Raw genomic sequence first — 25269 nt, forward strand, 5'->3', positions numbered from 1 at the left:
ACAGCTCATTTTAATTTAATTATTCCTTCAATCCCTTTTCCATGGCCTTCCAAGCTAACGTCGCACACTTGATTCGGGCAGGGAATTTAGAAACACCTTGAAGGGCTTCAATATCCCCAAGGTCCATATCATCATCGTATTCTTTTCCCTGAATCATTAAGGAAAAAGTCTCGGACATGGCTAAAGCAGTTTCAACGTCTTTGCCCTTAATGGCTTGAGTCATCATGGAAGCTGAACTCATGGATATCGAACAACCGTCACCATCGAATTTAACATCGTTGACTTTTCCATCTTCAATCTTCATCGTTAATCGAATCCGATCACCGCAAGTTGGATTGTTCATGTCAATCGTCATGCTGCCATCCTCTAGCATGCCCTTATTACGTGGTTTCTTATAATGATCCATAATGACCTGACGGTAAAGTGTATCTAAGTTATCAAAAGACATTGCTGAAATACTCCTTCGTTTTAACAAGCCCGGACACAAGCTTATCAATATCTTCTTCCGTGTTATAGAGATAGAAACTTGCTCTTGCTGTCGAGGACACGTCAAGCCATTTCATTAATGGCTGTGCGCAGTGATGACCGGCACGGACAGCAATTCCATCTGCATCAAGTACGGTAGCGACATCATGTGGATGTACGTCATTAATATTAAAGGTTACTACACCCGCACGTTTTTCTGAATCTTTTGGACCGTATATCGTCAGTCCTTCAACTGCAGACATTTTCTCCATCGCATAAGCGGCGAGTTTATGTTCGTGCCGTTCAATATTATCCAAGCCGATTTCTTCCAAGAAATCAATCGCAGCCCCAAGGCCGATGGCACCTGCAATGATAGGGGTTCCGCCTTCGAATTTCCACGGGAGTTCTTTCCATGTAGACTCATACAAACCTACAAAATCAATCATCTCACCGCCGAATTCAATCGGCTCCATTTTTTCCAGAAGTTCTTTTTTGCCATATAATGCGCCGATACCAGTTGGGCCGACCATTTTATGACCTGAGAAGGCAAAGAAATCACAATCCAGATCACGGACATCCACTTTTAGGTGCGGCGTGCTTTGCGCCCCGTCGACTACCATTATAGCACCGTGTTCATGGGCGATTTGCGCGATTTCCTTCACAGGATTGATAACACCAAGTACATTCGAAACCTGCATGATGGAAACGATTTTCGTTGCGTCCGTAATTGTTGCCCTCACATCATCAAGGGAAATCGTACAATCCTCCTGAAGCGGAATATACTTCAGTACAGCGCCTTTTTCTTTGGCAAGCTGCTGCCACGGAATGATATTACTATGATGCTCCATGTAGGAGATGACGATTTCGTCACCCGCTTTAATATTTGCACCACCGTAACTTCTTGCTACAGTATTTAAAGAAGTCGTTGTACCTCTAGTGAAGATGATTTCTTCTGTAGAAGAAGCATTAATGAACTTACGTACCTTTTCACGTGCACCTTCATACGCATCCGTAGCTTTTGTTCCTAGTGTATGCACCCCGCGGTGAACATTCGAGTTGTATCCGCGGTAATATTGCTCAATCGCTTCAATCACTGCAGCCGGTTTTTGAGAGGTTGCAGCACTATCTAAATAAACTAATGGCTGACCATTGACTTCTTGATCTAATATTGGAAAAAGCTTACGAATTTCGTATGGGTTCATTACTGTACTTTCCTTTCAATGACCGCTACTAATTGTTTTTTAACTCCCTCAATAGGAAGCTGGTTAACAACAGGGGCCAAGAATCCGTGAATGACAAGTCTTTCTGCTTCTTTCTTTGTAATACCACGGCTCATTAAATAATACAGTTGAAGCGGGTCAACACGACCGACGGAAGCAGCATGACCAGCCGTTACATCATCTTCATCAATCAAGAGGATTGGATTGGCGTCACCGCGTGCTTTTTCACTCAGCATCAGTACGCGTGATTCTTGTTCGGCATTAGCCTTTGTAGCACCAAACTCTATTTTCCCAATTCCATTAAAAATAGAGGATGCTGCGTCTTTCATTACACCGTGCTTAAGGATATAGCCCTCAGAGCGTTTGCCAAAATGAATAATGGCTGTCGTAAAGTTCTGTTTTTGTTCCCCGCGTCCGACAACAACGGATTTAGTATCACCGTGAGAGCCATCGCCCATTAGATATGTTGTATTATCTGAAATCGTATTTCCATCGTTCATCAGGCCAAGTGCCCATTCGATACGAGCGTCACGCCCTGCCACTCCACGACGGTTAACATATGTCGTAAAGCCTTTTGAAAGTGTATCGACCGCTCCGTATTCCACTTTTGCATTCGCATTCGCAAATACTTCCGTTACGATATTGGCAATGCCTTCGTTAGATTCAACATTTGAGAAATAGTTCTCCACGTATGTTACCGAGCTGTTATCTTCCGCTACGATCAATACATGGTTGAAAAGTGCAGTATCTGGATTATCCAACAAGAATACCGCTTGAATCGGCTCTTTGATTTCTACATTTTTCGGAACATAAAGGAATGCTCCCCCATTAACTAATGCAGCATGCAATGCTGTTAAACGATGCTCATCTATTTTAACGCCGTCTTTCATGAAATACTTTTGCACAAGCTCGGAATGGTCACGTGCCGCTGTGAAAATATCCGTAAAAATGACGCCTTGTTCTTTCACATTTGCTGACAGATTGATATGTGCCGGCGTATTGTTGCGTTGAATGTATAAGTTTCCGTTTTCTTCAATGATGGCTTTGATTTCTTCCGGAAGCTCCTCTTTAGAGGCAAAAGCTTCACTTTCAACCGCGTGGGTCTTGAAAGAAGTAAAATTCCATTTGTCGATTTTCGTTTTATCCGGCTTTGGCATCGGGAGCTTTTCAAATTCAGAAAACGCTTGAATCCGAAGCTCGGAAAGCCAAGCTGGCTCATTATTTTTAGTTGAATAAGAGCTTATATCCTCTTGTTCAAACGGTAATTTCGTTTCTGTAGTCATTGCAAATCCTCCTACTTACGCTTCTTCGCCAACAGTTTCGTCTTCAATGCCCAATTCTTGTTTGATCCAATCATAACCTTCCGCTTCCAGGCGGGCAGCAAGTTCAGGACCACCTGATTTTACGACACGTCCTTGCATCATTACGTGTACATAATCAGGAGTGATGTAATTTAATAGACGTTGGTAGTGAGTGATGATCAAGCATCCAAAGTCTTCTCCGCGCATTTCGTTGATTCCTTTTGAAACGACTTTAAGTGCATCGATGTCAAGCCCTGAATCAATCTCATCTAAAATTGCAATTTTAGGTTGGATCATCATTAATTGAAGAATCTCGTTACGTTTTTTCTCTCCGCCGGAGAAACCTTCATTTAAATAGCGTTGCGCCATATCTTCATCCATTTCAAGGAATTCCATTTTTTGATCCATTTGACGGATGAATTTCATCAATGAAATTTCATCGCCTTCTTCACGGCGTGCGTTAATGGAAGAACGTAAGAAGTCAGCGTTTGTAACGCCACTGATTTCACTTGGATATTGCATAGCAAGGAATAGACCGACACGAGCGCGCTCGTCGACTTCCATTTCCAATACGTCTTCCCCATCGAATGTGATGCTTCCGCTTGTCACTTCATATTTTGGGTGACCCATGATTGCTGATGATAAAGTGGATTTACCAGTTCCATTTGGTCCCATGATCGCATGGATTTCTCCACCTTTAACTTCAAGGTTTACCCCTTTTAAAATCTCTTTACCTTCAATTGATACGTGAAGATCTTTAACCGTTAATGTAGAAGCTGACATAATAATACCTCCGTGAACTAATTCCTATTTTATTACCAGAAAGTAAAGATAACTTTCTTTACTATAATTTGCATAAAAGCATTCTCAATTTATTCTCATTCCAATTTTATAACAAATCCAATTTAGAATCAACTAATATAGATAGGGGTTTCTACTTATTACATAGTAAAAACCTGTCCTATTCTTAGGATACTAACAGATAGGGCATATTTACAGCATATTCAGCCGTATTTTAGCTTTTGTTAAAATTATCTTATTATTCGGCAAACCTTCGTTCTTATTAATATATGTTCGACAGATTCGATTGGAAGGTATGAACGTTCCGGTTTGGAAAGAAAAAAATCGGACTGTCAGGCATTATGTAAGTTTATCCAATAAGGAAACCCTTATTTTCCGGACCACTTTCCATTTTACCTCTACAGACCGATCTTTTAAAGAACTCTTTTATATGCTTAGACGTGAATTTTGCGTTGAAGATCCAGGACCATTTTGTTGCACTTTACATGCTCCCTATCTCGTTCCTTCTCAACCTCGATACGGAGGTCTAAGTTCCTACTGTACTCACTGTAGCCAATCCCATGTGAAGACTGCATCGCCTTTTCCATTTCGCTTGTTACATTTAAATCAAGAGTATTGATAGTGAACCATCCTTTCAAATTTGTGTATCATTTTATTTCCTTCATTAACTATTTACCCTTCAGATTCGGGATTAAACATGAAAAACGACCTGAATTATATCAGGCCGCCATTCTTGAATCATTTATCAACCGGTACAACTGCACCATCATATTCTTTAAGGATGAAATCTTGAATCTCTTTAGAATGCAATACTTCTACTAGCGTTTTGATTTCTTCTTTATTTTCATCACCTTTGTTAACCGCAATCACGTTCACATATGGCGAGTCAGAACCTTCAATGGCAATCGAATCCTTCAATGGATTCAAGCCTGCGTCGATTGCATAGTTAGAGTTGATCAGAACTGCATCCCCTTCACCATTCTCATAAATCTTTGGAAGTAAAGCTGCTTCATAATTAGCATCAAATTTAAGGTTTTTCTTATTTTCAACGATGTCTTTTGTTGTTGCTGTCGTTTTATCTATGCCCTCTTTCAATTTGATCAGGCCATTCTTTTCCAACAGAGATAACGCACGTCCGTGGTCAGCAACCGAGCTGCTCATAATGATTGTTGCCCCTTCCGGAAGTTTAGCGATGCTTTTATATTTTTTTGAATATAGACCGATAGGCTCGATGTGAATTCCGCCCGCATTGACTAAATTATATCCATTCTCTTTATTGGCCGCCTCAAGGAAAGGTAGGTGCTGAAAATAGTTAGCATCCAATTCCTTATCATTTAAAGCCTTATTCGGTAAAACATAATCCTGGAATTTTTCAATTTTCAAATCTATTCCTCTTTCTTTAAGAAGAGGTTTAGCTTTTTCAAGAATCTCGGCATGTGGAACATTGGATGCCCCTACAACTAATTTCTTCGCTTCCTTTTCTGTATCGCTGCCACTTTTGTCCTTATCGGCTCCACAAGCTGCCAGAGCAATCGATAAAACAAGGACTAATGCAAACCCTAAAAACTTTTTCATCCTATTCATCTCCCTTATCTTTTGTCTAATTTAGATGTGATCACATCTCCAATAATTTGAATAATGAAGACGATAATCAGAATAACGATAGTCGCTACTAGCGTAACGTCATTGTGGCTTCTTTGATAGCCGTCTAGATAGGCTAGATTACCAAGCCCGCCTGCGCCGATGACCCCGGCCATTGCGGTATAGCCGACCAATGCAATCGATGTTACCGTAATCCCGGAAATAAGGGCCGGCATCGACTCTGGAAGAAGGACCTTCCAAATGATCGTACTCGTTTTTGCCCCCATGGATTTAGCCGCTTCAATTACACCTTTATCGATCTCACGGAGGCCAATTTCAACCATACGCGCATAAAATGGCGCCGCCCCGATAATAAGTGCTGGTAATGCTGCATTCTCACCAATCATAGAACCGACAAGCGCTTTAGTGAAAGGAATGAGCAGCACGATCAAAATAAGAAATGGAATGGAACGGAATATATTGACGACAGCACCAATGACTGCGTTGACCGCCCGATTTTCCCATATATTACCTTTGCCTGTCAAGAACAGGATCAGCCCTAATAGTATGCCTATAAAAAAGGTAGCTATTACAGAGATGCTTGTCATATAAAGCGTTTCTTTCGTTGCGTCTAAAATGGATTCCCAATCTACATTCGGCAATAATTCTTCAAGCATGAGTAATCACCTCCACGCCTACCTGCTGTGCTTTTATGAATTCTATTGCGCGGAGCATTTCATCCTCATTGCCATCAAGGTGGATAAACAACGTTCCATATGAACCGCTTCTTGTTTGGGATATTTTACCTTGAACGATATTGACATCCAACTCGAAGTTACGTACGAGCTTGGTGATCAACGGGCTTTCTGCATGATCACCTACAAAAGTCAATTGAATCACTTTACCTGCAGGAAAGCGTTCAAGCAAATGGTCCATCGTTTCTTTCGTTTCTTCTGGTTCCGTTACCTGTTGCACGAAACGCTTCGTCATTTGTTCTTTAGGATTCTTGAATACATCCAGGACAGGTCCCTCTTCAACAACTTGCCCGTTCTCCATCACGGCCACGCGATGACAGATTTTACGTATTACATGCATTTCATGTGTTATCAGGACAATCGTCAACCCCAGGCGCTGATTGATGTCCACAAGCAATTCGAGTATGGAATCGGTAGTCTGTGGATCTAAGGCAGAAGTCGCTTCATCACAAAGCAGGACCTTAGGATCATTTGCTAGGGCCCTGGCTATTCCCACCCTTTGCTTTTGCCCTCCGCTTAATTGCGAAGGATATGCCTTTTCTCTGCCTTCCAATCCGACTAGCTTGATCAATTCGTTCACACGCTTGGTGCGTTCAAGTTTTGAAACTCCTGCAATTTCCAACGGGAAGGATATATTTTCCTGAACCGTCCTGGACCATAATAGATTGAAATGTTGAAAAATCATGCTGATTTCCTGACGTGCCTTACGGAGCTGAGCCCCTTTAATTTTTGAAACTTCCTTCCCAGCCACCACAACGGATCCCTCTGTAGGTGTTTCCAATCCATTGAGCATTCTGATCAAAGTACTTTTCCCCGCTCCGCTGTAACCAATAATACCGAAAATTTCGCCGTTATTTATTTCAACACTCACATTATTTACTGCCTTAATAGTCTCACCGTTTCCTTTTCCTGTTCGGAAAAGCTTACTTACTTTCGTCAATGTAATCATTAATGCTCACCTCTTTTATCCAATAAAACCTATGAACTTAGTTGATTTCTCTACATTATTAGTCAGTTTTTAATACCATTTTTTCCTTTCATGAAGGTTTTCCCAAATGAAATAGAAAAAACCTTTCTGCATGAGCAGAAAGGCAGGTGAAGAAGCTGGCCTTCCTCTCATCTTCCAAAGTAATTAAACTTTGTGTGAATTGGCACCTTTCCAAGGAATCTCCTTGTCGGTTGCCGGGTTTCATCGGGCACATCCCTCCACCTCTCTTGATAAGAGCTAATATATAGAATATTTGTACAGCATTAAGTTCTTTAGTATGGGGAAATTTTATCATAGATAAAAAAGGAGTGCAATGTATATTATTTCTAGTAAAAGAATGAACTGGACTTTTTTCTTAAACCGTTTTAGACGTCAGGGAGACGATATTCGTCGCTTTTTCAATTGCCTGCTCTAAATCTTCTATTAAATCCTCTGCATTTTCAATCCCGATGGATAAACGGACCTGATCAGCACGCACTCCCGCTTTCGCCAGACCTGCATCATTCAATTGTTGGTGGGTCGTACTGGCAGGGTGGATGATTAAACTCTTAGCATCCCCTACATTAGCTACATGGGACCATAATTCCACCGAATTGATAAGTTTTGCCCCGGCATCGCGGTCACCCTGTATTCCAAAAGTCACAACAGAGCCTGCTCCCTTAGGCAAGTATTTATCCGCAAGGGCTTTATCGGGATGATCCTCATTACCGGGATGTGAAACCCAAGTCACGGCAGGGTGATTTTCCAAATATTGAATGACAGACTTGGTGTTCGAAAGATGCTCTTTCATTCTTACATGCAGCGTTTCAAGTCCAAGCGTAAACTGGAATGCACTTTGGGCACTTAGCGCAGGACCTAAATCACGAAGCAACTGCACTCGGGCTTTCGTTATAAAAGCAGCAGGTCCAACTGCATCGGCGTATACAAGACCGTCGTAGCTTGGGTCAGGCTCCGTAAAGCCAGGGTAGTTTGGTGAGTTCCAGTCGAACTTCCCTCCATCCACTATGACACCGCCTAACGTCGTTCCATTTCCCAAAATCCATTTTGTAGCGGAATGGATGACAATATCCGCCCCAAAATCAATTGGTCTGCATAGATACGGTGTAGCGAAGGTATTATCGATAATTAAAGGTATCCCGGCTTCGTGGGCGATGTCTGCTACTGCTTCTATATCAAGGACCCTCAAACTTGGATTTCCGATCGTTTCAGCAAATATGGCTTTTGTTCTTGGCGTAATTGCCCTTTTGAAATTTTCTGGGTCATCAGGTGAAACGAACTTCACCTTAATCCCATATTTAGGAAGAGTATTTTCAAAAAGATTATACGTGCCGCCATATAATGTAGAGGCTGAAACAATTTCATCCCCTGCACCGGCAATATTCAGGATTGACAGTGAGATGGCTGCCATTCCGCTTGCAGTTGCCAATCCGCCGATACCGCCTTCCAATAAGGCCATTCTTTCCTCAAAAACACTGACCGTGGGATTATGGAGTCGTGTATATATATAACCATTCTCCTTTAAACCAAATAAATTCGCTGCATGGTCTGTGTCTTTGAACAAGTATGCATTGCTTTGGTAGATAGGGACTGCCCGGGCACCTGTTTCATCAGCTTGCAGACCGCCATGAACACTCAATGTTTCAAAACGCAACTTTTTCTCTGACATATGATTTCACCTTTTTCTATGGATTTAGTTGGAATTTCATGAAAACCTGGCCTTTCATAAACAAAAAAACCACTTCCACAAGAAGAGGTTTTAAAACACACCTCATCTTCCAGAGCCAACACTCTGCTGGAATTAGCACCGTATATAAATTTATACCGGTTGCCGGGCTTCGTCGGGCCAGTCCCTCCGCCACTCTTGATAAGAACTATTAAATTCAGCCGTTACTTTCTTAATTCAAAATATAGCATTTTAGAATTAATCAGTCAATGAATTGTTAGAATATTCTTTTTTTAGTTTCAATTTGGGAGCAACATGTTCACAATAAAAAAACCAATCCGGTTCTGATTGGTTTCTTAGCTGATTTCCTTAAGCAATCCATACAAATAAGGAACGGATTGAAAGGCATATATTTTTTTGTGCAGCTGTCCTTTTTTGAAAAGCAATAAACAAGGGACACTTTCAATTTCATACGATTCGGCGATTGCTTGGACATAGTTCATATTCATTTTGCCTGCCTTCAATTCCGGGAAAAGTTCCATGGATATCGTCAGCATCTTGGAAGCTACCTGACAGGTACCGCACAAAGGCGTATATAAATATAAACAAAAGGTTTCCCCTTTTTCAACGGCAATCTTACACTCTTCTTCTTTCCATTCCTGCATCAATTAATCGTTCATCCTTTGACTTAAAAATTTCATTTTCACATTCATATTGGCAGATAAAAGCACAGTTGCGATATGATGTTCGGGTGAGCTTTCCACTTCTTTGTACATTTTATTAATATACAGGTGGTTCGCTTCCGGCATTTCCCTTCGGAATTGCTTCCGCAGCTTTTCTCCTGATTCATCTGCGTCAAACAAGAGATAAACATCACGTTCCATCAATTCATCCACTAATTCATCGAGCTTAGTTAATGATATGGTCCCATTCGTACATCTTATTTCCACATCTTCATTTAAAACGGAGGCAACTTTTTTTCTATCGGAACTGCCTTCTACAATGATCACTTTATCGAACTCGCCCCATTCCATGTCATCACTCCATCTCACGAATTATGTGCGCAACTGCAATTGTACAAAATGAAAAAGAGAGCAGGCCTTTTCAGGCCCCCCTCTCCTTCGTTTTAACCGTTAATCAAACTTTCATATTCTTCAGCGCTCATCAGATTTTCAATATCACTGCTATTTGATGGTTCAAGCACGATCATCCATGCTTTTTCAAAAGGAGATTCATTTACATATTCAGGGTTGTCACTTAAGTCTTCGTTTACTTCAACAACCTTGCCACTGATAGGAGCATAAAGCTCAGAAACGGTCTTAACGGATTCCACACTTCCAAATGGCTCGTTCGCTTTCAGTTCATCACCGATTTCTGGAAGCTCAACGAATACGATGTCCCCAAGCTCGGACTGGGCGAACGCAGTAATTCCAATGCGCACTGTTCCATCTTCCGTTTTGACCCATTCATGTTCTTTAGTGTAACGAAGTTCTTTTGGTGTTGTTGTCATTATTTTAACCCTCCATATGTACATCTTATTTTATCTATTCCATTATAAGGCAGATCTTATGTTTAAGTAAGGAATTAACCAAATATTTTGTTAAATTTCAGTTCCAAACCTGATTGAATTGCTCTTCTTTGAAACCTACCGTCACTTTGGTACCATCCGTAACAATCGGCCTTTTCAGAAGCATGCCATCTGTAGACAATATATCAAGCATCTCTGCATCAGAAGCTTCTTTCAGCTTATCCTTTAAGCCCAGCTCCCGATATTTTTGACCGCTAGTATTGAAAAACTTCTTCAACTCTAAATTGCTGATTTTATATAGTTGTTCGATTTCAGTTCGCGAAGGCGGGTTTTCCGCTATATGGATTGCTTCATATTGCAGTTCATGATTATCCAGCCACTTTTTCGCATTACGGCATGTGCCGCATTTTGGGTACCAATATAATGTTAAGCCCATCGTTTCACCACCTATCATTAGAATACCCGTTTTCACCACGCAATACAATGAAATATCCTTTGAATTCCCAATGAGATTTCATCAAAGGAAATAAAGGGAATGCCTTTACGGGCATCCCCTTTACAGATTCTGATTTATTGCTTATAGCGCATATTTTTCCGTTTCGATTACCTTAACCGAAGCTTCACGTTTTTTCGCAATGACATTGATTGGAGTGTGTCTTGTCAGCTTGCGAAGGGAAGCAAGCATGATGCGAAGAGTGTCGCCTGTTTCCACCGCAATTAACGTTTCCTTTGCATGTTGTTCTATTTCATTGAAAGCTTCCTGAACGAAAATTTCCGTATAAAGCACTTTTTGTTTGTTCTTCTCCAGCCCCGTAGACGCAATTGCTTTTTCCGTACGTAACACAACGGACTCAGCTGCATAGGCAAGGGAAGCTATATCAGCAATGTTGGAGAGGATTTCTTGTTCTTGATCAAGGTTTTTCCCGTATTTCTGTGCAGCAAGGCCACTAGCCAAAATACCGATTTTCTTAGCGTTTCTAACAAGCATTTTTTCTTGTGCCAATGGCTCATCGCCAGGCTCTTCCGGCATCATCATCATTAATTCCTCTTGCAGGCTTTGTGCCTTTTGAAGAAGTGGCAATTCCCCTTTAAGTGCTTTTTTCAGGAAAGTTCCCGGAACAAGCAATCGATTGATTTCATTTGTACCTTCAAAGATCCGGTTAATACGGGAATCACGATATGCTTTTTCAATTTCATACTCCTGCATGAAACCATAACCACCATGAAGCTGTACGCCTTCATCCGTAACGTAATCCAATACTTCGGAGGCGAAGAATTTATTCACTGAACACTCAATTGCATATTCAGCGATTGCAGCTGCCATTGATTTTCCATCTTTCACTTGCTCATCCGTCAACTTGCTCTGTCTTTGATCATAAAGTCCAACGGTACGGTAAACAGAGCTTTCAGCAGCATAAATTTTTGCCGCCATTGTTGCAAGTTTTTCTTTCGTCAAGTTAAAATCGGAAATTTTCGCTTTGAACTGTTGGCGTTGATTCGTATAAGCAGCTGTAATCTCAAGGGCACGTTTAGATCCGCCGACAGCACCCACGCCTAACTTATACCTGCCAATATTCAGGATATTGAATGCAATGACATGCCCTTTTCCGGCTACACCCAAAAGATTTTCAACTGGTACAAGAACGTCTTCAAGGATTAATGTACGTGTAGATGAGCTTTTGATCCCCATTTTCTTCTCTTCAGCACCAGTTGATACGCCTTTATAATCTCGCTCAACAATGAAAGCAGAGAATTGTTCGCCGTCGATTTTAGCGTAAACACAGAAGACATCTGCAAAACCTGCATTCGTAATCCATTGTTTTTCACCATTTAAAATATAGTGGGTTCCTTCTGCATTCAATTTCGCTGTCGTTTTTGCTCCTAAGGCATCTGAACCTGAGCTGGGTTCCGTCAATGCATACGCAGCAATTTTCTCTCCCGTTGCCAGTAAAGGGAGATATTTTTTCTTTTGTTCTTCATTCCCGAATAATACGATTGGCAAAGATCCGATACCTACGTGTGCACCATGCGTAATTCCGAAGCCGCCTGCAAGTGCCATTTTTTCTGTAATTAATGCCGAACTGATTTTATCAAGACCCAATCCGCTGTATTCCTCAGGAACGTCAGCACCAAGTAAACCGATTTCACCTGCATGCTTCAGTAATTTAACAGAACGGTCAAATTCATGGTTCTCTAAATGTTCAACCTGCGGCAGAATTTCATTCACTACGAAATCCTCAGAAGTTTTGGCAATCATTTTATGCTCATCGGAATAATCTTCAGGTGTAAACACTTGATCATACGTAATATCCTCTACTAAAAAGGCTCCGCCTTTAATGAGGTTATCTTTAGTTTGATTCGACATGTTATTTCCTCCTAAATGTTAATGATAGTAAACTCGCCGGAAGCATGTTTACAGCTTCTGGAAAAGGTGGGTCACGCTAATAATTCAAATACTCCGGCAGCTCCCATTCCGCCGCCGATACACATTGTCACGACTCCGAATTGTTGGTTTCTGCGCTTCATTTCATGAAGCAGGCTTAATGTCAATTTTGCTCCTGAACATCCTAGGGGATGACCCAAGGCAATGGCTCCACCATTCACATTGACAATCTCTTCATTCAATCCCAGCTCACGAATGATTTGAATGGATTGGGAAGCGAAGGCTTCATTCAATTCAAATAAACCAATATCGGATAACTCAAGGCCTGCTAGTTTTAAAGCTTTAGGAATGGCTGCAATCGGTCCGATGCCCATAATTTCAGGTGGTACCCCTGCTACTGCAAAGGAGCGGAACTTACCAATCGGTTTCATCCCTAATGAAGATGCCTTTTCCCCATCCATGACCATGACCGCGGCTGCTCCATCACTCGTTTGTGATGAATTCCCTGCTGTTACGGATCCTGTAACAGAGAATGCAGGTCTCAGTTTTTTCAGCACTTCAACAGTCGTTCCTGGACGAACGCCCTCATCCTGCGCAAATGTGAATGATTTTTCCTTTAATTTAAGATCAGGCCCCACTGAGCGGATGGTTACGTCAACCGGCACGATTTCATCCGAAAACTTTCCTTCTGCAATGGCCTTAGCCGCCCTTTGATGACTTTGTACAGCAAATGCATCTTGATCGGCTCGGGAAATTTCGTACTTTTTTGCAACGGCTTCAGCAGTATGGCCCATACCCATATAATATTCCGGGGCTTTTTCCGCAAGTTGCGCGTTCGGGCGTGTTACATGGCCCATCATCGGCAGAAGGCTCATGGATTCCGCTCCGCCTGCAATGACTGTATCACTTTGGCCAAGCATGATTCTCTCCGCTCCATAAGCGATACTTTGTAATCCGCTTGAACAGTAACGGTTAATGGTTATAGCTGGCACTGTATAAGGCAATCCTGCCAATGCTCCAATGTTACGTGCCATGTTCAATCCTTGCTCAGCTTCAGGCATCGCACAACCGATAATCAGATCATCGATGGTGCCTTCATAATTCCCTGCACGCTTTAACGTTTCCTTTACAACAAGAGCCCCTAAATCATCCGGGCGTACATTAGCAAGAGAACCTTTTTTCGCTCTTCCTACCGGAGTCCTTGCTCCAGCTACTATTACCGCTTCTTTCATGAGGATCCCCCTTACTCATTTTTAAGCTATCAATCTATTAACCTTCGTTTGGCCATATCTTCATCTATTATCAGTTACGGAGTGGTTTCCCTTTAACAAGCATGTGCTGCATCCTTGCTTGTGATTTTGGAGTTGAAATCAGTTTTAGGAACGCTTGTTTTTCTAGGTTCAAGATATACTGTTCATCCACTTTCGTGCCAAATGGGAGTTTCCCCCCTGCCAAGACGTATGCAAGCTCTTTGGCTATGACAAGGTCATGATCGGATAAGAATCCTGAAAGGCGCATGGATTCCGCCCCCAATAGCAGTGTGGCATAACCCGTTTCACCTACTACAGGAATCTTTGTGCAGGTTGGAGCAGTATAACCTTGTTCATACATGGAGATGACTGCCTGCTTCGCATCATATAGTTGATGATCCGCATTCACGCTTATTCCATCAGTTGAATTAAGGAAATTATCCCCGCGTGCTTCCTCAGCAGAGGTTGAAACTTTTGCCATGGCGACCGTTTCAAATACTTTGTTGGCCACTTTCTGTAAATCAAAGTCGACACCCTTCGGCATATTCCTCAATGTCTTCACATAAAGTTCTTTAGTACCGCCGCCGCCAGGGATCAAACCTACACCAGCTTCCACTAGTCCCATATACGTTTCAGTCGTTGCCTGGATGCGCGCAGCCGGAAGGGATACTTCAGCACCACCGCCAAGTGTCATATTAAACGGGGCTACCACTACCGGGACCGCACTGTACTTAATTTTAAGCATCGCCTTTTGGAATTGGCTGATGACCATATCAAGTTCGAGGATATTGTCATCTTGCGCTTCCATCAACATCATTGCAATATTAGCGCCAACACAGAAATTCTTGCCTTGGTTACCGATGACCAGGCCTTTAAAATTCGCTTCCGCTTCGTCGACCGCCGCATTGATCATTTGCATGATATCCAGACCGATTGCATTATTCGGTGAAGTGAATTCAAGAAGAGCCACTCCATCGCCGATATCTATCAAGCTTGCACCGCTGTTTTTCTTGATTACGCCTTTTTGCTTCTTGATTGCTTTAAGATTGATCACTTTAGGATTTTCGATAAGCTCTTTATATTCACCATTATCATAATAGTGGACAATGCCATTTTCTTCTTTATAGAAAGAAGTGATGCCCTTGGCGAGCATATCCTTCACCCATTGCGGAACTGTGTGGCCATCCGCTTCCATGCGGGCTACCGATTTCTCTACACCTATCGCATCCCAGGTTTCAAAAGGACCAGTGGACCATCCGAAGCCCCATTTCATCGCTTGGTCGATTGCCACTATGTCATCCGCGATGTCACCAAGCAGTTGGGCAGAATATACAATCACCGGATTCAGCACGTTCCAAAGCAATTGGCCAGCACGGTCTTCGCTATAAACAAGCGCTTTCAGTTTATTTTCCAAGCCCTTGGCCTGTTTAGCCATTTCGATGGAAGGCGTTTTTAATTTTTTTCGTTCAGCATATTCAAGGGTTTCGGGATTCAGTTCAAGGATTTCCTTGCCCCTTTTCAGGAAAAACCCTTGGCCTGATTTGCTTCCAAGCCACCCATTCTTAAGCATTTCATTCATGAAATCAGGTATTTTGAAAACTTCTTTTTCTTCCCCATCCACCTGGTCATATACGTTTTTGGCAACATGTGCAAAGGTATCCAATCCAACTACATCAAGTGTCCGGAAAGTCGCGCTAGTTGCCCTTCCGATCAACGGTCCTGTAACCGAGTCGACTTCTCCGACACTGTATCCGCCTTTTTGCATTTCCCGGAGAGTGACCAATAAACCATAAGTGCCAATGCGGTTTGCGATGAAATTTGGCGTATCCTTGGCTTCGACGACACCTTTTCCCAGTACATCTTCTCCGAATCGTTTCATGTATTCGAGCACTTCTGGTGAAGTAGCTTTAGTAGGGATGATTTCCAACAATTTAAGATAACGCGGTGGATTGAAGAAGTGGGTTCCCAGGAAGTGCTTTTGAAAATCCTCCGAACGGCCTTCTGCCATCGCTTCGATTGAGATTCCGGATGTATTCGATGAAATGATGCTTCCTGGTTTACGATGCTGATCTACCTGGGCAAATACACTTTGCTTAACCTCAAGTTTTTCAACGACCACTTCAATGACCCAATCGACATCCTTTAAGCGACTTATATCATCTTCCAGGTTTCCTGCCTCGATCAATGCAATATTTCCCTTAGCAGAAAGCGGAGCTGGTTTCTGTTTTAAAAGTTTAGTAATCGCAGTTTGGCTGATGCGGTTACGCACTTGTTCATTATCTAATGTCAGACCCTTTTTCTTTTCATCCTCTGTGAGCTCACGAGGTACAATATCCAATAATAAAGTCGGAATGCCAATGTTAGCAAGGTGTGCAGCAATCCCTGATCCCATAACTCCTGACCCTAGAACAGCAGCCTTTCGTATTTGTCGAACCAAGTTTATATCCCCCTTACACAATATATTGAATGAATACTCATTCATTTTTAATCCAAAAAATTTTGAATATTTTTTCTTATTATTAATATAGAATAAATTTGGAAATTCCGCAATGATTAAACAGGAAAAAAAATATTTTTCCCTCCAAATTACTTTGGTTATTTCTCCTCTGTTCAGTAAAAAATAACCGGGCAGGAGGTGAATTATAAAATGAAGAGTAAAAATAATCCTTCTAAAGCAGCTGTAAGTGCAGCAAGCGTAAAAGGCAATGCCGGACCTGGCGGTGAAAGTCAACATGGAATCAATAAAGTGAACAGCCAGAACAATCAATTCAAAAAATAAAGCCTTCTGTTAGAGTAGCCGTCCCTTATCCGGGGTGGCTCTCGCTTTCTATTTCTTGAAAAGGCCTTTTAAAACGAAAGCAATATTGGCCGGTCTCTCCGCAAGGCGGCGCATGAAATACCCATACCAATCCGTACCATAAGGAACATACACCCTAACCTTATATCCTTCTTTAGCAAGTTCAAGCTGCTTCTCATTACGTATGCCATACAACATTTGAAATTCAAATTGATCCTGGGGAATTCCCTCCCCTTTGACCAAGTCCCTCGTATAATCAATGATTTTATCATCATGTGTGGCAACGGCTGTATAATTGCCATTCAGCAAATGCTTCTTGATAATTTTCTTGAAATTTTCATCGACGTCTTTTTTCTCGGAAAAAGCCACTTCCCTTGATTCTTTATATGCTCCTTTAACAAGTCTTAGATTCGGATGGTATTCATTCAGCTCCTCAATATCCTTTTCGGTCCGATACAGATATGCTTGGATGACAGTCCCCAATTCATTATATTCAGCCTTTAAGCTTTTGAATACATCCAAAGTTGGCTGACAGCGCGGAAAATCTTCCATGTCAAGCGTCACGAAAACCTTATGGGCTTTGGCTTCCGCTAAAATCCTCCGCATGTTGTTCATTGCGACTCGTTCGGATACATCCAAGCCCATCGAGGTTAGCTTCAGAGATAACTGTGAATCCAGTTCATTTCTGCCAATCATGCGAATCGCTTCTATACACTCATCTGCCATCTTCCTTGCTTCTTGTTCCTCTTCTATGAATTCGCCTAAATAATCAATGGTAACAGCAAGCCCTTTCCTATTTAGGTCTGCAATCACAACAGAGGCCAAATCCAATGTTTCTCCTGCCACGAAACGCGAGGCCCCAAACCGTAATCCGTATTTCTTCGCTGCCATTGTCAGGCTTTTGTTCTTTGATAAAAAAAGAAATAGACTTCTCAATATTCTTTCCATCTGCATTCCCCTCCAAATCATTTTGGAAAATAGATGCACAAGATTATTTTACCATTTAATTCAATTTTCAGAAATTTAGAATCAAGAATAAAAAAATTTCTTGAAGGGGAAATTAAGTACGTTTAAAGAACACTGAAGGAGGTAGAATGATGGAACAGCAAAATTCGTTTAACAGCCAACAGCAGTCCACCGGCTATATGACACAGCCACCGGAAATGGTTTCGGTAAAAGACAGCTTATACTTAACCGATATGCTTGCATGGAATCTGAATGCGATTAAAAAAGCACATTTTTTTGCCACTCAATGCAAGGACCCACAAATCATTGATGCGTTAAATCGGTGCGGACTCATGCATCAACGCCATTACGATACCATTTTGAAACATTTGAATCCGGATCAAAACCAGGTTCAACAACAATACCAGTAAAGGAGGGTTCTTGATGCCCAATGAAAACAAAGTCAAAAATCCAGAATCCCCTGTAGCAAAGACTCCTCAAATGAATGACAGGGATTTTATAAATGATATGCTCACAACTGAAAAGTACTTTTGTAACTCCTTTTCCGTTGCCTTGCATGAAATGAGTAACCAAGCATTATTCCAAGACATTTTCTCCGTTTCGAAAGAAAATCAGGAGATGCAGCGTGAGCTCTATAACCTTATGTTCGAAAAAGGCTGGTATAGTTTAGAAAAGGCGCAGGCTCCGAGCCTAAGCCAATCGTATCAACAATTTTCCGGATATAAAAATCAGTTCCCACCTGGATCGAACATTCAATAAGCAAACATTCAGGGGGAGATTCTGCTTCCCTTTGTTTTTTTTGCACAAGTAAAGCCGGCCACGGGAGGCCGGCTTTATATTTAGATATCCGTAGAAAACATATACTTCTTATAGTGATACCGAATGCTGAATATTAAGCCCATGGCCATCATGTTCCCCATTAGCGAGCTTCCTCCATAACTGATAAATGGAAGTGGAATCCCCGTAATCGGTAAAAGGCCTACCGTCATGCCGATATTTTGAAAAACGTGAAACGTCAACATGCTTATAACGCCAACACAGATATATGTATAGAAGTTATTTTTCGTGTCCATTCCCGTTTTTGTTATGTGGTAAATCAATAGGAAAAACAAGGAAATCAAGATGCTTGATCCGATGAAACCGAATTCTTCACCGATGATGCTGAAAATGAAATCCGAATGACTCTCTGGGAGATACACTACCCTCTCACCTATCCCCTTACCTGTGGTCTGGCCGGAGCCGATGGCCAGTAAGGATCTGGTTAAGTGGTACCCCTCGGAGCTCGCATAATTATATGGATCAAGCCAAGAATAGATACGGCCGAATTGATAGGTTTTTACCCCTAAGTATTTTTCCAGGATCTCCGGCTTCCAAAGGACGAAGTATAGGACCGTGGAAGCGACGGCGATTCCTCCCGAAATGATAGGCAGCAGAATCTTCCATGATATACCTGATATGAAAACCATTCCGAGCATGATTGACAAGATGACAAGCCCGGTGCCTAAATCCGGCTGTTGCATGATTAACATTAGCGGGGCACCTGTAACGAGACCGATTTTAATAAGCAGCCAGATATCCGTTTGAATCGTTTTCAGCGTGTTTTTGAGATGATGGTTTGATATAAGATTTGCTAAAGCCAGGATCAGGAAAACCTTCATGAATTCCGATGGCTGAATCGAACCGACTCCTGGAATTTTATACCAACTTCTTGCACCATTTATTTTAGGTACTACGCTTTCTGGCATTAGGATCAGCAATAAAAGCAAAAATAATCCGAATCCATAGGCATACCAGGAAATTTTTTTCAGTTGATCCGAATCAAGGGTGATAAACCCTAATACGATTCCAATCCCCACTATATACCAAAAGATTTGTTTGATTAAGAAGTTTTCCGCGTACTGTCCAGTCGTTTGGGCACTATAGATTGCTAAGCAACTTCCTACGAATAATAACAGCAATATTGTGACCAAAGAAAAATCTATTCGAGATGAAAATTTATTTTGTTCTTCCATACTTAACTCTCCCTTAAAAAGGCTCCTGCGATACAACTTTAAATACACTTATTCATTATACTTTAAACAAATAAAATCACAACTATATCGAAGAATAGTTTACAAGCTTCATGAAGTTATCTGCATGGAACCTGCAGAAAGGGGGAATTTAACATGTGCCTCCTTTGATTTTCTCCAATTTCAACACACTTCTGACCAATCCATGGCTTGGGGAAAAGAGAAAGGCCAATCCAACCATGCAACCGGATATCGAGGCATCCAAAATGGCAGGGTGAATAATAACCGATGACTTAATTTAACACCCCGACCATTATACTGACAATATCATTCTACTTAACCGATCTGTCAGCTGATAAGCCGTTGCGGCAGGTATGATGAGCAATCCAACTACTAAAATGGAGAGTGCTTTTCCTTCAGTACATAAAACGTAATGATGAAGTTAATTTATATTGTAGAGTTTTTATGGTGAATATAAACTAGGGGAGCTTTTTCTAATGTTTATGATGGGACGACGTGAAATTCACGAGTAAACGTGTGTATTTCAAGAGTAAACGCGGATTTCTCAACGGGCATCTGGCATTCCATGTGCATTGCCAATCATTTTTCCGACTTTAAAGAAACTGCCAAGTACGCCAATCCCAATTCGATTCCGCAAAGTACAAACAGGCTGATTAAAGTTTGGAACATCCTGATCTCCTCCTCCGCTAAGACTTAAACCAATCTTAAAGGATGAAACCCATACCAGAACAAGACCTTATTTGAAGAAATCTTCAGCAGCCATGATCTGTTCTCTTGCTCTGAAATGGGTTTCATACGGTACAATATAAAAAAAAGAAAAAATGGTGATCCCATGACAAACATTAAAGAAATTGCTCAATGTGCTGGTGTATCTGTCTCAACAGTATCCCGTGTATTGAATAATCATCCTTATGTAAGCTCTGATAAGAGAGAGAGCGTTTTACAAGCCATTGATCGCTTGAATTATTCGAGAAACATCAACGCCATTCATCTTTCAAAAGGCAAAACAAATCTTATCGGCATCATCATCCCCTTCACCAATCACCCATATTACGGGGCAATCGTTAACGGAATTACTAAACAGGCAAATGCAATTGGGTGTCATATAGTGATCTTTCAAACCCATTATGAAAGAGAGAAAGAAATCCAGGCTTTGAATATGCTGCAAATGAAGCAACTCGATGGCATTATCGTTTGTTCAAGAATTTCGGAAATGAAAATCCTCTTGGATTATCAAAAATACGGACCTATTATCTTATGTGAGGATACAGCCCAGGCTGAATTCTCATCCATCAGCATTGATCATTATGCAGCATTCTCCTGTGCCCTTGAATACGTGATTTCTAAAGGATATAAGAAAATTGGATACAGCCTCGGCCGTAAAAAGAGCAGGAACAGTTCTCTTCGAACAAAGGCCTTTAACGATATCATGAGTAAACATCAACTTATAAACAATAAAGAATGGTTGTTTGAAGGCAGTTATCACATCAAAGACGGTGTAAAGTTGTTTGAGGATTGGCATTCGATGATAAACAAACCTGAAGCCATCATCATCACTAATGATGACACGGCTGCTGGATTCATGCTCACCGCTAAGAAATCGGGTATGAGGGTACCTGAAGATGTGGCCATTCTGGGCTTCAATAATGATAGCCTGAGTGAGATGCTGGACATCACGACCATTTCCTTGCCTCTGGAATGGATTGGAAAAATGGCAGTGGATCTATTTGAGAATCCCGAATCGGTCCAACATGTAAAATTGGACTACGCCCTTATAAAAAGAAGGACCGTTTAATAACGGTATTGTTATCAGAATGGCTTTACTTTTATATATCGTTTCCTCTTCCAATCTTTCGAGAACTAGGAAAGAATAACCACATAAAATAATCATTGCGATATCCAACAAGTTATTTTATAATTTTGATATAGTAAAGTTTACTCAGTTACTAGCATTCTATTAGCGATTGCATAATTTTTCATGAGTACCATCGTACGGCCAATTACAAGCTGGCGTTACGATTTAAGAAAATTGAATACTTCCTCATTTACCGATGAGTTAGAGGCTGCAGCTTATAAAAGTAGAACGGACGAGATTCTGGAAAATTCAAGACTCCGTTTGAAAGGATAAGTTGCCGAAGTTAGGGTATATTCCATGTATATTCTCGCTGGCGGTGTCACCGAACAGGAACATCACTGTCACGTTTTTTCAAAAAAGCGTGGGGAGCTATCTTCGGAAGGATAAACGGGTTTATTATAAACAGCCGTCGATCTTTTTCGACTGCTGTTTTTTTATATTTCGTTCCCTTCCAATAAAAAGGAGTGTAACATCAATTGCCAAATTCACAATCAACATCAAGCCCCACTGAATTAAAAAGGAGCCTGAAGGCGCGGCACTTAATGATGATTTCATTAGGTGGAACGATTGGAACAGGTTTATTTTTAGCAAGTGGCGGTGCCATCCATTCAGCCGGACCCGGCGGTGCCTTGGTGGCATACGCGGTCATCGGCATCATGGTTTATTACTTAATGACAAGTCTTGCAGAAATGGCAGCATTCATGCCAGTGGCCGGTTCGTTCCGTGTCTATGCATCCAAATTCGTCGATCCGTCTTTCGGTTTTGCGATTGGATGGAACTACTGGTATAACTGGGCAATCACCATTGCCGCTGAATTAGCAGCCGTTGTCTTAATTATGAAGTTCTGGTTTCCTGATACTCCCTCCTTCATCTGGAGTGCTATTGCGTTAATCACTATGTTTCTTATCAATTACATGTCCGTTAAAGGTTTTGGGGAAGCAGAATTCTGGTTTGCCATGATCAAAGTCGTGACAGTCGTCATTTTCTTGATCACTGGTGTTCTGATCATTCTCGGAATCATGGGTGGAAAAGACCCTATTGGTTTTTCCAATTTCACAATGGGCGAAGGTCCCTTTAATGGAGGGTTCTTCACGATTCTAGGTGTATTCATGGCTGCCGGCTTTTCATTCCAAGGAACAGAATTGCTTGGAGTGACGGCTGGTGAAAGTGAAGATCCAGAAAAGAATATCCCTAAGGCGATCAGATCCGTTTTCTGGCGCATCATCTTATTCTATATCCTTGCCATTTTTGTAATTGGAATGATCATTCCGTTTACGGATTCACGTTTATTGAGTGAAGATGTTGCCGTAAGTCCCTTCACGCTCGTATTTGAACGGGCTGGCCTTGCATTTGCTGCATCCATCATGAACGCGATCATTTTATCATCCGTACTTTCCGCCGGTAACTCAGGCATGTACGCTTCAACCCGTATGCTCTGGGACTTGGCACGTGATGGGAAAGCACCTAAATTCCTTGGCAAGTTAGATAAAAGAGGAGTACCCGTGAATGCACTTATCGTGACTTCTTTAGTTGGCTGCGTTGCATTCTTAGCATCATTTTTCGGAGATGGTGTCGTTTATATTTGGTTATTAAATGCTTCAGGCATGGCAGGATTCGTCACCTGGGTCGGGATTGCGATCGCCCATTATCGATTCCGCAAAGCCTACGCAGCTCAAGGCCTTGATATGAATGCTTTACCATACCGGGCCAAAGGCTTCCCATTCGGGCCAATATTCGCCCTTGTCCTATGTATTATCATTATCATCGGACAAGGCTATCAAGCTTTCAGCAGTAATGGGATCGACTGGAATTCAATGTTCGTTTCCTACATTGGCTTAATTCTATTTTTCGTCCTATGGTTCGGCTATAAAATTAAACATAAAACGAAAGTCATTCCTCTTGAGGAATGTGACCTTAAATCAAAATAATACTAAAAAGGACCTGGTCTTCTCTAACGGAGAAAACCAGGTCCTTTTTCATTTCAAATGATACACACGACATTCATATGGACGCAGAGGCATTCTCGAGATTCCTTTTTCCCCCTGTTCATAATTACCGATCAGCCTTGTAGCAGAATATGAATTTAGCTCTTCAGGCAAAGAATATGCGGCATGCTCCTCCTTAAAGTTGCATAGCACTAACAGCTTTTCATCTTCAAACGTTCTCGTATAGGCAAATATTCGTTCATCATCTGGACAGAGCAGTTCAAAACGGCCATAAACGACAATTTCATGTTTTTTGCGTAATTGGATAAGCCTTTTATAAAAATGAAAAATAGAATTTGGATCATTGTAGGCTTTTTCTGCATTAATCTCGGGGAAATTGGGATTGACCTTAATCCAGGGAGTCCCTTTCGTGAATCCTGCGTTCCGGGAGTCATTCCACTGAACCGGTGTCCTCGCATTATCCCTGCTTCGGGCGTGAATGGCTGACATCATCCGCTCTTTTGACCAGCCATGCGAATTGACGAGTTCGTCATATGAATTCAACGTTTCAATATCCCGATATTCATCAATGCTTTCAAATGCAACATTGGTCATTCCCAGCTCTTCCCCTTGATATATATAAGGTGTACCTTGAAGCATATGAAGACAGGCGGCAAGCATCTTTGCGCTTTCAATACGATACTCTCCATCATTTCCAAACCTTGAGACAATCCGGGACTGATCATGATTGTTCCAGTATAAACTGTTCCAGCCATCCTCCTCCAAACCAGTCTGCCACTTGGAAAGAATTCGTTTTAAATCGCTTAGGTTCCACTTTTCGTTACTCCATTTCCCTTCTGGTCCGCCCCCCAAATCCATATGTTCGAATTGAAAGACCATATGTAATTCACCACGACCTTTCCCTGTGAACAATTGCGCTTCCTCCGGGGTGACTCCTGGCATCTCCCCAACGGTAATCACGTCATATCCTGAAAGTGCCCGTTGATTGATTTCCTGTAAAAACTCATGTATCCGCGGGCCATTCAAGAAAAAGGGGCTTCCATCACCAAACTGCTTCCCATGCTGAATGGACCCATCTGAATAGCTCTGATCTTTTGATAGGAAGTTGATGACATCCATCCGAAAACCATCGACACCCTTATCCAGCCACCAAGTCATAATGCTGTAGATTTCTTCACGGAGCTTAGGGTTCTCCCAGTTTAAATCCGGTTGTTTCTTGCTGAATAAGTGTAAATAATATTCATCTGTTCCTTCATCATATTCCCATGCCGAACCTTTAAAAACGGACTCCCAATTATTTGGTTCTTTCCCATGCCTTCCAGGTTTCCAAATATAATAATCACGCTTTGGATTGTCTATAGAGGATCGGGATTCCTTGAACCACGAATGTTCATCTGAAGAATGGTTGACCACCAGGTCCATCATGATCTTCATTCCACGTTCATGCAACGCCTTTAGTAGCCTGTCAAAATCAGCCATGGTCCCGAATTCAGTCATGATTGATTGATAATCACTGATATCGTACCCATTGTCATCATTGGGAGATTGATAAACAGGGGATAGCCATATCACGTTCACACCCAGCTCCTGTAAATAATCGAGTTTCATAAAGATCCCGTTTAAATCCCCTACCCCATCTCCATCACTATCCATGAAACTCCTTGGATACACTTGGTATACAACTGCCTCTTTCCACCATGCTTTGTCCATGCCTTTCCCCCCTCTTTAGCCGCATTGATA

25 protein-coding genes and 3 riboswitches are annotated in these 25269 nt (G+C 41.7%); of the genes, 5 read left to right on the plus strand and 20 right to left on the minus strand.

The features are described from left to right. Positions 1 to 19: 19 nt before the first annotated feature. From sufU to ACFX4X_RS00375, 16 genes are all read right to left on the minus strand, one after another. Positions 20 to 448 (minus strand): Fe-S cluster assembly sulfur transfer protein SufU, encoded by a 429-nt coding sequence (gene sufU / locus ACFX4X_RS00305; protein ID WP_284469319.1) that lies wholly within the window; start codon positions 446 to 448, stop codon positions 20 to 22. Further along, complete coding sequence (locus ACFX4X_RS00310; RefSeq protein WP_061465487.1) at positions 438 to 1667, minus strand: cysteine desulfurase; 1230 nt, start codon at positions 1665 to 1667, stop codon at positions 438 to 440. Before ACFX4X_RS00310 ends, sufU begins: the two co-directional genes overlap by 11 nt. Continuing rightward, on the minus strand, positions 1667 to 2968 hold the full coding sequence (gene sufD / locus ACFX4X_RS00315; RefSeq protein ID WP_061465488.1) for a Fe-S cluster assembly protein SufD: 1302 nt from the start codon (positions 2966 to 2968) through the stop codon (positions 1667 to 1669). The genes ACFX4X_RS00310 and sufD overlap by 1 nt, the downstream gene beginning before the upstream one ends. A gap of 15 nt (positions 2969 to 2983) precedes the next feature. Next, entirely contained in the window at positions 2984 to 3769 is a 786-nt protein-coding gene (sufC, locus tag ACFX4X_RS00320; RefSeq protein WP_061465489.1) for a Fe-S cluster assembly ATPase SufC, read from the minus strand. 452 nt (positions 3770 to 4221) lie between these two features. Beyond that, on the minus strand, positions 4222 to 4374 hold the full coding sequence (locus ACFX4X_RS25510) for a YuzK family famiily protein (protein ID WP_477626575.1): 153 nt from the start codon (positions 4372 to 4374) through the stop codon (positions 4222 to 4224). Positions 4375 to 4525: 151 nt separating this feature from the next. Continuing rightward, positions 4526 to 5362, minus strand: a complete 837-nt coding sequence (locus tag ACFX4X_RS00325) for a MetQ/NlpA family ABC transporter substrate-binding protein (RefSeq protein WP_377380704.1) — start codon at positions 5360 to 5362, stop codon at positions 4526 to 4528. A gap of 14 nt (positions 5363 to 5376) precedes the next feature. Continuing rightward, complete coding sequence (locus ACFX4X_RS00330) at positions 5377 to 6045, minus strand: methionine ABC transporter permease (protein WP_377380707.1); 669 nt, start codon at positions 6043 to 6045, stop codon at positions 5377 to 5379. Continuing rightward, entirely contained in the window at positions 6038 to 7072 is a 1035-nt protein-coding gene (locus ACFX4X_RS00335; RefSeq protein WP_377380709.1) for a methionine ABC transporter ATP-binding protein, read from the minus strand. Before ACFX4X_RS00335 ends, ACFX4X_RS00330 begins: the two co-directional genes overlap by 8 nt. Before the next feature lie 164 nt (positions 7073 to 7236). Further along, positions 7237 to 7348, minus strand: a riboswitch (SAM riboswitch). 118 nt (positions 7349 to 7466) lie between these two features. Then, entirely contained in the window at positions 7467 to 8777 is a 1311-nt protein-coding gene (locus tag ACFX4X_RS00340; RefSeq protein WP_377380712.1) for an O-acetylhomoserine aminocarboxypropyltransferase/cysteine synthase family protein, read from the minus strand. Between the two features lie 99 nt (positions 8778 to 8876). Further along, positions 8877 to 8982, minus strand: a riboswitch (SAM riboswitch). A 148-nt stretch (positions 8983 to 9130) separates the two neighbouring features. After that, positions 9131 to 9439, minus strand: a complete 309-nt coding sequence (locus ACFX4X_RS00345) for a thioredoxin family protein (RefSeq protein WP_061466285.1) — start codon at positions 9437 to 9439, stop codon at positions 9131 to 9133. A gap of 3 nt (positions 9440 to 9442) precedes the next feature. Beyond that, complete coding sequence (locus ACFX4X_RS00350) at positions 9443 to 9808, minus strand: toprim domain-containing protein (RefSeq protein ID WP_125162585.1); 366 nt, start codon at positions 9806 to 9808, stop codon at positions 9443 to 9445. A gap of 92 nt (positions 9809 to 9900) precedes the next feature. After that, positions 9901 to 10284 carry a glycine cleavage system protein GcvH gene (gcvH, locus tag ACFX4X_RS00355; RefSeq protein WP_125162586.1) on the minus strand — a complete coding sequence of 128 codons (384 nt, stop codon included), beginning with the start codon at positions 10282 to 10284 and terminating at the stop codon, positions 9901 to 9903. A gap of 97 nt (positions 10285 to 10381) precedes the next feature. After that, positions 10382 to 10738 (minus strand): arsenate reductase family protein, encoded by a 357-nt coding sequence (locus tag ACFX4X_RS00360; RefSeq protein WP_289336870.1) that lies wholly within the window; start codon positions 10736 to 10738, stop codon positions 10382 to 10384. 141 nt (positions 10739 to 10879) lie between these two features. After that, positions 10880 to 12667: an acyl-CoA dehydrogenase family protein gene (locus ACFX4X_RS00365; RefSeq protein WP_377380717.1), complete on the minus strand. Its 1788-nt coding sequence runs from the start codon at positions 12665 to 12667 to the stop codon at positions 10880 to 10882. A gap of 71 nt (positions 12668 to 12738) precedes the next feature. Beyond that, positions 12739 to 13917, minus strand: coding sequence for an acetyl-CoA C-acetyltransferase (locus tag ACFX4X_RS00370; protein ID WP_377380720.1), 1179 nt, complete (start codon positions 13915 to 13917; stop codon positions 12739 to 12741). 70 nt (positions 13918 to 13987) lie between these two features. After that, complete coding sequence (locus ACFX4X_RS00375; RefSeq protein WP_284469312.1) at positions 13988 to 16372, minus strand: 3-hydroxyacyl-CoA dehydrogenase/enoyl-CoA hydratase family protein; 2385 nt, start codon at positions 16370 to 16372, stop codon at positions 13988 to 13990. 210 nt (positions 16373 to 16582) lie between these two features. On the opposite strand from ACFX4X_RS00375, the gene ACFX4X_RS00380 reads away from it, so the two are divergent. Beyond that, positions 16583 to 16714, plus strand: coding sequence for a YuzL family protein (locus ACFX4X_RS00380; protein ID WP_377380723.1), 132 nt, complete (start codon positions 16583 to 16585; stop codon positions 16712 to 16714). A gap of 48 nt (positions 16715 to 16762) precedes the next feature. Here the strand turns inward: ACFX4X_RS00380 and ACFX4X_RS00385 are convergent, their stop codons facing one another. Continuing rightward, positions 16763 to 17680, minus strand: a complete 918-nt coding sequence (locus ACFX4X_RS00385) for a proline dehydrogenase family protein (RefSeq protein WP_377380726.1) — start codon at positions 17678 to 17680, stop codon at positions 16763 to 16765. Positions 17681 to 17829: 149 nt separating this feature from the next. On the opposite strand from ACFX4X_RS00385, the gene ACFX4X_RS00390 reads away from it, so the two are divergent. Together ACFX4X_RS00390 and ACFX4X_RS00395 are read left to right on the plus strand one after the other, a co-directional pair. Then, on the plus strand, positions 17830 to 18108 hold the full coding sequence (locus ACFX4X_RS00390) for a hypothetical protein (RefSeq protein WP_317777880.1): 279 nt from the start codon (positions 17830 to 17832) through the stop codon (positions 18106 to 18108). Between the two features lie 13 nt (positions 18109 to 18121). After that, positions 18122 to 18457 carry a spore coat protein gene (locus ACFX4X_RS00395; RefSeq protein ID WP_317777879.1) on the plus strand — a complete coding sequence of 112 codons (336 nt, stop codon included), beginning with the start codon at positions 18122 to 18124 and terminating at the stop codon, positions 18455 to 18457. An 80-nt stretch (positions 18458 to 18537) separates the two neighbouring features. Here ACFX4X_RS00395 and rodA read toward each other — a convergent pair whose 3' ends face one another. Then, a complete protein-coding gene (gene rodA, locus ACFX4X_RS00400; protein WP_317777878.1) occupies positions 18538 to 19710 on the minus strand; it encodes a rod shape-determining protein RodA in 1173 nt (390 codons plus the stop codon). A 310-nt stretch (positions 19711 to 20020) separates the two neighbouring features. Then, on the minus strand, positions 20021 to 20107 hold the full coding sequence (locus ACFX4X_RS00405; protein WP_377381052.1) for a metal ABC transporter permease: 87 nt from the start codon (positions 20105 to 20107) through the stop codon (positions 20021 to 20023). Between the two features lie 453 nt (positions 20108 to 20560). Here ACFX4X_RS00405 and ACFX4X_RS00410 point away from each other — a divergent pair, with 453 nt between their 5' ends. Continuing rightward, the gene (locus ACFX4X_RS00410) at positions 20561 to 21523 is read left to right on the plus strand and encodes a LacI family DNA-binding transcriptional regulator (protein WP_284469309.1); all 963 of its coding nucleotides are present in this window, start codon (positions 20561 to 20563) and stop codon (positions 21521 to 21523) included. Between the two features lie 254 nt (positions 21524 to 21777). After that, a riboswitch (Lysine riboswitch) is annotated at positions 21778 to 21963 on the plus strand. A 96-nt stretch (positions 21964 to 22059) separates the two neighbouring features. Continuing rightward, positions 22060 to 23511 (plus strand): amino acid permease, encoded by a 1452-nt coding sequence (locus tag ACFX4X_RS00415; RefSeq protein ID WP_318682452.1) that lies wholly within the window; start codon positions 22060 to 22062, stop codon positions 23509 to 23511. 48 nt (positions 23512 to 23559) lie between these two features. On the opposite strand, the gene ACFX4X_RS00420 is transcribed toward ACFX4X_RS00415, so the two are convergent. Next, positions 23560 to 25239, minus strand: a complete 1680-nt coding sequence (locus tag ACFX4X_RS00420) for a glycoside hydrolase family 13 protein (protein ID WP_377380731.1) — start codon at positions 25237 to 25239, stop codon at positions 23560 to 23562. Positions 25240 to 25269: the final 30 nt, after the last annotated feature.

Source organism: Peribacillus sp. YIM B13481, assembly GCF_042787985.1.
In the GTDB taxonomy this organism is placed as follows: domain Bacteria; phylum Bacillota; class Bacilli; order Bacillales; family DSM-1321; genus Peribacillus; species Peribacillus simplex_A.